7 protein-coding genes are annotated in these 6,433 nt (G+C 62.3%); 2 read left to right on the top strand and 5 right to left on the bottom strand.

What is annotated here, in order from left to right:
* Positions 1-322 precede the first annotated feature (322 nt).
* The 3 genes from E3T38_RS16085 to E3T38_RS16075 form a co-directional block, all read right to left on the bottom strand.
* A complete protein-coding gene (locus tag E3T38_RS16085; protein WP_370449053.1) occupies positions 323-1,672 on the bottom strand; it encodes a PhoH family protein in 1,350 nt (449 codons plus the stop codon).
* A 216-nt stretch (positions 1,673-1,888) separates the two neighbouring features.
* Positions 1,889-3,010 carry an aminotransferase class V-fold PLP-dependent enzyme gene (locus E3T38_RS16080; RefSeq protein ID WP_134549093.1) on the bottom strand — a complete coding sequence of 374 codons (1,122 nt, stop codon included), beginning with the start codon at positions 3,008-3,010 and terminating at the stop codon, positions 1,889-1,891.
* Between the two features lie 88 nt (positions 3,011-3,098).
* Complete coding sequence (locus tag E3T38_RS16075) at positions 3,099-3,884, bottom strand: isoprenyl transferase (RefSeq protein ID WP_134549092.1); 786 nt, start codon at positions 3,882-3,884, stop codon at positions 3,099-3,101.
* Between the two features lie 69 nt (positions 3,885-3,953).
* Between E3T38_RS16075 and E3T38_RS16070 the strand changes: the two genes are divergently transcribed.
* Positions 3,954-4,655 carry a hemolysin III family protein gene (locus E3T38_RS16070; protein WP_134549091.1) on the top strand — a complete coding sequence of 234 codons (702 nt, stop codon included), beginning with the start codon at positions 3,954-3,956 and terminating at the stop codon, positions 4,653-4,655.
* Positions 4,656-4,662: 7 nt separating this feature from the next.
* Here E3T38_RS16070 and E3T38_RS16065 read toward each other — a convergent pair whose 3' ends face one another.
* Together E3T38_RS16065 and mca are read right to left on the bottom strand one after the other, a co-directional pair.
* Positions 4,663-4,929, bottom strand: a complete 267-nt coding sequence (locus E3T38_RS16065; RefSeq protein ID WP_134549090.1) for a hypothetical protein — start codon at positions 4,927-4,929, stop codon at positions 4,663-4,665.
* Positions 4,926-5,774, bottom strand: a complete 849-nt coding sequence (gene mca, locus E3T38_RS16060) for a mycothiol conjugate amidase Mca (protein ID WP_104196762.1) — start codon at positions 5,772-5,774, stop codon at positions 4,926-4,928. The genes E3T38_RS16065 and mca overlap by 4 nt, the downstream gene beginning before the upstream one ends.
* Positions 5,775-5,875: 101 nt before the next feature.
* On the opposite strand from mca, the gene E3T38_RS16055 reads away from it, so the two are divergent.
* The gene (locus E3T38_RS16055) at positions 5,876-6,364 is read left to right on the top strand and encodes a DUF4307 domain-containing protein (protein WP_166805547.1); all 489 of its coding nucleotides are present in this window, start codon (positions 5,876-5,878) and stop codon (positions 6,362-6,364) included.
* Positions 6,365-6,433 lie beyond the last annotated feature (69 nt).

Below are 6,433 nucleotides of genomic sequence, written 5' to 3'. Positions count from 1 at the left end.
ATCATCTACCGCATCGCACGCATGAAATCATTCGCAGACGACCAAACCTTCGCCGACTCCGAACTATCCCTCGAAGACGCAACAAGCCTCAAGCGTTCCGCACACCGTAGTTAGCGAAGCGGGGCCTGCGGAGCCAGAAATCGGTCGCGCAGGCCCTGCTTCGTATCGGGGGGCACCGGCATTTTGAGCGCCAGTGTTACGAGTGTTCGGCAGGTTCACTGTCGAAGCGAGGAGAAGGCCTGAAGGGCGGGGGCGAATGATCTATCGCTGCTGCAGCGGCTAGCCAGATCGCGCGAGCTGAAAACATCCGCTCCCCACCGACTTACATGACCTCGTTACCCTCCAACATTTCTGTCACCAGCGCTGCGATCGCGCTGCGCTCCGAACGGGTCAGTGTCATATGCGCGAACAGTGGATGCCCCTTCAGCGTTTCGATCACGCTGGCCACGCCGTCGAAGCGACCGACCCGTAGATTGTCGCGCTGGGCGACGTCGTGGGTGAGCACGACGCGCGAGTTCTGGCCGATGCGACTCAGCACGGTCAGCAGCACGTTGCGCTCGAGCGATTGCGCCTCGTCGACGATCACGAAGGCGTCATGCAGGGACCGACCGCGAATGTGGGTGAGCGGGAGCACTTCGAGGATGCCGCGCTCCATCACCTCCTCGACCACATTCTCCGACACGATCGCGCCGAGTGTGTCGAACACCGCCTGCGCCCACGGCCCCATTTTCTCGCCCTGGTCGCCGGGCAGAAAGCCGAGGTCCTGGCCGCCGACCGCGTACAGGGGCCGGAACACCATGATCTTGCGATACTGCTGTCGTTCCAGCACGGCCTCCAAGCCCGCGCAGAGAGCGAGCGCGGACTTCCCCGTTCCGGCTCGACCGCCCAGCGACAGAATGCCGATCTCCGGGTCGAGCAGCAGGTCAATCGCCAGCCGTTGCTCCGCTGACCGACCGTGCAGTCCAAAGACGTCACGGTCACCGCGCACAAGCTTGAGCGTGCCCCGGCTGGTCACCCGGCCGAGGGCCGACCCGCGGTCGGAGTGAATGACCAGGCCCGTGTTGATCGGCATGTCCTGCACCGCGCGGGAGTCCAGCATCTCTTTGTCATAGAGCACGCTCATCTGCTCGGCGCTGAGGGTGATCTCGTCCATGCCGGTCCAGCCGGAATCAACGGCGAGTTCGTGCCGGTACTCATCGGCAGCGAGGCCGAGAGAAGCGGCCTTCACCCGCAGCGGCAGGTCCTTGGAGACGACGGTCACGGTCATTCCATCATTGGCCAGGTTGAGGGCCACGGCCAGAATGCGCGAGTCGTTGTCACCTAATTGCAGGCCAGACGGCAGCACCGACGTATTCGAGTGGTTCAGTTCCACCCGCAAACTACCTCCATCGCCGACCGGAATCGGAAAGTCGAGGCGCTCATGCTTGAGCCGCAGTTCATCGAGATTGCGCAACGCCTGCCGCGCAAAATACCCGATCTCCGGGTCATTGCGCTTGGATTCCAGTTCACTGATCACCACCACGGGCAACACAACGGCATGCTCGGCAAAGCGAAAGATTGCTTTTGGATCTGACAGAAGCACCGAGGTGTCCAACACAAAGGTGCGCTCGGTTTGCGAAGCGGATACCTCCACCCGGTCAGTCGCGTTCAGGTCGGTTCGATTAGCGGTCACAGCCACTCCTACCCTGCGTCACACGGACGCGGATCACTTTGGCGAGCTGGCCATCAAGCAATTCTCGAGCCGTACTTATATGGCCGTCTCGATCAGGTGCCGTACCTGATGAAAGCGACGCTACGACCTACCGGCACAAAAAGAAACCCGACACGCCCACGAAAATCTGTCGTTCACCTTACGTTGAGTCAGACGATCGGTCTGCGCTGCAGAATGCTAGTACGTGGCGGTGAGAGCGTAGGCGGTGAGGGCCCCCCTCAACATGGTGACCGTGTCGGGGTTGAGGGCCGCGTGCACGCTCAGCCGCACCGTGGTATCGCGCATGGTGGCCGAAATGCCGTGGTTGTGCAGGCTCGCCACGAGTGTGGTGAGCAGTTCCGCCGGCGGTTCGAGTACGATGAGGCCCGCGCGCTCTCGAACATCGCGGGGCGAGACGAGATCGATGACGAATTCGTCGACGAGTTCGACTATTTGAGAGACGTTGTCATTCATGGCCGCCTGGATGACGTCGACGCCGACATCAGCGGTCTGTTCCAAGGCTGCCGCGAATCGCGCCTGCGCAATGGAGTCACCGTTGGTCACCCGAAAGGCCTTGGCGCTGTGGCTGGGCGGGGTGACCTCGTCCCAGGGCTCAGCGGTGTCGGTTCCGACATAACCGGAGTAGACCGGAACGAGGCGTTCGAGGGCCCGCTCACTCAGGGCCAGAAAACCGGTGCCCCAACCGGCCCGCGTCCATTTCTGCCCACCGGAAGCGACGACATCCGCTGCCTCAAAGGCTGCGTCAACGACGCCGAAGCCCTGGATCGCGTCAACAATGAGCAGGCGATCACCGATCACCTGTCGGATACCGTCGAGGTCGGCGCGATAGCCCGTGCGGGAATCGACGAGACACACCGCGACAGCCGCGACGGCAGGGGTGAGCTGGTCGCGGATCTGGCCGGGAGTGACGCGACCCCGCACGGTCTCCAGCCACACTGGGGTGACCACGTGCAGGGTCTCAGCAGCGCGGACCGCCGCAAACGGCACGCTGGGAAAGTCGGCAGCGGACAGCAGCACGGAACCGGTCAGGCCGAACATGGCCTGCATCAGGCCCGAGCTCGTGTTGGGCTGCAGCACAACCTGGTCGGGGGTAAAACCGGTGAGAGCGGATACCGCGGTGCGGGCACGCAAATCCTGGTCAGCCAGGTGATCGAGGCTGCCGAATCGGGCGCGGGACAGGACCTCATTCTGGCCGAGGGTCTCTGCCATAACGACCTCGGACAGTGGGCCGACCCGACCGAAGTCGAGGTAACCGGGCTCGTTACGAAAGCCATCGGTGAAGTTCTGGAGCGAATTCATGCAGGTCCAATCGGTTGTCAAACAAATATCCCCCGCCGCTCTCACCCCCTGGCGTTCTCACCCTGGCGTTCGCACCCCCTGGCCCGGGCTACCCACCGAACCGACGCTGGCGTCGGGAAAAATCGCGAAGAGCACGCAGAAAATCGATCTGACGCAGGTCGGGTCCGAGGGCTTCGACGAAGTAAAATTCACTGTGCGCGCTTTGCCACAGCATAAAGTCGCTCAGCCGCTGCTCGCCCGAGGTGCGGATGACGAGGTCGGGATCGGGCTGACCACCGGTGTAGAGGTGCTGGCCGATCAGCTCCGGCGTGAGGGTCTCCGCGAGGTCCTCCAACGTGCCGCCGTGCGCGTGGTGGGTGGCGACAATGCTGCGCATCGCGTCGGTGATCTCAGTGCGCCCGCCGTAGCCGACCGCGAGATTCACGTGCAGTCCCTTACGGTCGCTCGTGCGGGCATCCGCTGCATCGAGCGCTGCGACGAGCGAAAGAGGCAGGCCAGCCTTGGACCCCATCTGCTGCACCCGCCAATCGCGATAGTGTGAGAGCTCTTCGGCCAGATCGGCGATGATCTCGATCAGATCGGCGAGTTCATCAGCCGGCCGCTGGGTGAGGTTGTCGGAGGAGAGCAGGTACAGGGTGACGACCGAAATTTTGAGGTCGTCGCACCATTCCAAAAATTCGCGCATCTTTGCAGCACCGGCTCGATGCCCGTGTGCAGCCGTCTGAAACCCCAGTTGCCTGGCCCAGCGCCTGTTGCCGTCGATGATCATGGCGACGTGACGGGGCAAGTGCTCCGGCGTGAGTCCGCGCCTCAGCCGGCGCTGATACAGCCTGTAAAGGAGGCCGCGCGCTGAGGGGACTTGGGGTTTCTGCACACAGTTACGCTAGTCCACTCCGGCGAGCGTTCGCGGCACTTCGGTCGTGCCCTGTCGTATCCTTGCAGCATGGCCACCGAGCACGATATCCCCAATCTGCCACTGATCGAGGCGGCTGACACCCATCCGGAGGACGTCAAACCGACCTGGCGCGGCTGGATTCACGCCGGCACTTTTCCCGTGGCGATCGTGGCCGGCATCGTGCTGCTCGTGCTCGCCGAGGGGTCAGCGGCCAAGATCAGCTCTGCCGTGTTCGTGCTCAGCTCGATGCTGCTGTTCGGCAATTCGGCGCTCTACCACCGCTTCAACTGGCAGCCGCGCACTCGCATCATGCTCAAGCGCATCGACCACGCCAACATATTTCTGTTGATCGCCGGTTCGTACACGCCGATCACCGTACTCGCGCTGCCGCCAGCGAAGGCGACGCTCCTGCTCTGGCTGGTCTGGGGAGGCGCCGGACTCGGCATTATCTTTCGGGTGTTCTGGATCCACGCTCCGCGCTGGCTGTACGTGCCGCTCTACCTGGTGCTCGGCTACGGTGCACTGTTGTTCATCGTGGACTTCTTTCAGGCCAACGCCCCCATGATGACGTTGATTCTGATCGGCGGACTCTGCTACACGGTCGGCGCGGTCATCTACGGGCTGAAGAAGCCCAACCCGATTCCGGGCGTGTTCGGCTTCCACGAGATCTTCCACACCCTCACGGTGGTGGCGTTCCTCTGTCATTTCGCAGCGATTCTACTGATCGCCAGCCATCCGCTCTACCCGTAGAGCGCTGCTACTCGGGCTTGTCGTTCGGAGTGATCTCGTCGGCGTCGCGCTCCGCCTGTTCCGCTTGGAGCCGTTCTTTGATCTCAGCCCGGTACGTGGTGCGACGGATGCGACGCACCACGTCCAAACACAACAGCACTGTCGCTGCCGCGATGAGGAAGAAAACCACGAACCCGATGACACCCGGTGTGACGGTGTTCGGATCGAAGTTGGGATCGGGGGTCGGTGTGACGGCGAGCACGACGTTGATCGAGGCATTGAGTGACACGATCATTTGTCGTCCTGGATTCCGGCGAAGAGATCAGATTCGGGCATTTCGGTGTCTACTTTCGATTCGACAAGTTGGAAGTCTTCGTACGGCCAGGCCTCGCGTACCAAATCATTGGGCCAGAAGAAGAAGCTGCTGTCGGGCGAGACCTGGCTCGCGTGCGAGCGCAGGGCCGCATCGCGTACGTCGAGAAAATCCCCGGCCGGAACATGGGTGGTGGCGAGCTTAGGATAATCCTCCATGCGCTCCCGCGCCGCCTCGAGCGGTTCCAGAAGCGGAGAATCCGGCTCGGCCACGCTGAGCGCGAGGTACATCGCGTCGATGCGCTCAAGGTTGAAGATGCGGTCGTAGTAGAGCTTGCCGATCTGCCAGGGCGCTCCCGAATCCGGGTATCGGTCAGGGTCGGCGGCCGCGCGAAATGCTTCCAGGGAGACCTCGTGACAGCGGATGTGGTCGGGGTGCGGGTAGCCGCCGTTTTCGTCGTAGGTGATTAGCACCTGGGGGCGAAACTCACGCACGAGAGTGACGAGGGGTTCGGCCGAATGCTCCAGCGGAATGTCGGCGAAGGAGTTCGGCGGCACGGACTTATCCTCGTTCATGCCGGAGTCTTCGAAGCCAAGCCAGCGGTGCTGTACGCCGAGTGCCTGCTGTGCACCCTGCATCTCCAGGCGGCGTAAGCCTGATATGTCTCGTTCGGCCATCGCATGGCCGGCAAAAGCGGGATTGAGAATGCTTCCACGCTCGCCACCAGTGCAACTCACGATGAGCACCTCAGCGCCGAGGCTGCGGTAGTAGGCGTATGTAGCCGCGCCCTTGCTCGATTCGTCGTCGGGATGGGCATGTACAGCCATCAGTCGCAGCGTCACCATACTCCTCAGGAATGCCGGATAACCTTAGGCTAGATAACCTAAAGACCAAGCCTAATCGCTCCATGGAAAGTGTGAAATCACCAGTGCCCGTCAATAGCACGTCCACCGGAGTCCAGTCGAGCCGTGAGCCCTACCGCCTCGACGAATCAACTGTCTCGGGCGTGCCAGCGCCCATCGAGAGTGCCGTGATTCAATCACGCTACGGTCGTACGCCCACCCGCAAGAAACGGGACCGCCGAATCCTCTGGGGACTGGGCGGTATTTTCGTGCTGGTGCTGGGGGCGTGGGTGGTGTGGACCGGTCTGGACGGGGCATCCACTCAAATCGAAGCGCGCGATATCGGCCACACCATTATCGACGCGCACAGTGTCAGCGTGACATTCGAGGTGGCGCTGCCGGTGAACCGGACAGCGAGTTGCGCCGTACAGGCGCTCAACGAGAGCTACTCTGTGGTCGGCTGGAAGATCATCGATCTGCCGGCATCGACGCTGTACAACCGGTCGTTTACCGAGATTCTGCGCACCACAGACCTGAGCAACACGGGTTTGATTTACCAGTGCTGGCTGACCTAAACTGACGTATTCGCCCCGGCAATCGTTGGGGTGTCGGCTATGTTCGCGCAGCCTCACCGGCCTTTCTTC

The sequence above is a fragment of the Cryobacterium sp. Hb1 genome, assembly GCF_004403585.1.
Classification (GTDB): Bacteria; Actinomycetota; Actinomycetes; order Actinomycetales; family Microbacteriaceae; genus Cryobacterium; species Cryobacterium lyxosi.
The sequence above is the reverse complement of the archived record's forward strand: the minus strand, read 5'-3'. Positions and strand labels throughout refer to the sequence as shown.

Coding starts and splice junctions, on each gene's coding strand:
- E3T38_RS16080 (WP_134549093.1), bottom strand. CDS start 3,010: ATGAATTCGCTCCAGAACTTCACCGATGGCTTTCGTAACGAGCCCGGT.
- E3T38_RS16070 (WP_134549091.1), top strand. CDS start 3,954: ATGGCCACCGAGCACGATATCCCCAATCTGCCACTGATCGAGGCGGCT.
- E3T38_RS16065 (WP_134549090.1), bottom strand. CDS start 4,929: ATGATCGTGTCACTCAATGCCTCGATCAACGTCGTGCTCGCCGTCACA.
- mca (WP_104196762.1), bottom strand. CDS start 5,774: ATGGCTGTACATGCCCATCCCGACGACGAATCGAGCAAGGGCGCGGCT.